This window comes from Dellaglioa sp. CoH-56-MRSF-10, from assembly GCF_056782175.1.
In genome coordinates, this window is record NZ_JBXAYF010000162.1 from 1 (window position 1) to 234 (window position 234).

Here is a 234-nt window from a genome sequence, read left to right on the forward strand (position 1 = left end):
GTCCTAAGGTGACTAAGGAGTTCTTCAGTAAGCGCGGCCCTGTAGAACTCATCGAGAAGATGATGGAGAAGATCGGGTGCTCGGGCGAGAAGGAGATGTTCGTCTATAAGTCCGAGCTGGCCGACGTTATCGTCGCGTTCACAAACGCCGATGGTTATCAGGTCAAGGGCTACACGAACGGTCTGGGCCAGTCGAGCGGCGGTAAGCACGTTGATTCTGTGTCAGGTGCCTTGT

Annotated in this window: 1 protein-coding gene; it reads left to right on the forward strand. The window is 54.7% G+C overall.

What is annotated here, in order from left to right; translation table 11 throughout:
* Window positions 1-234 (forward strand): hypothetical protein (locus tag AC1RP4_RS08130; protein WP_481763298.1); only part of this gene is annotated, 234 nt, incomplete at both ends.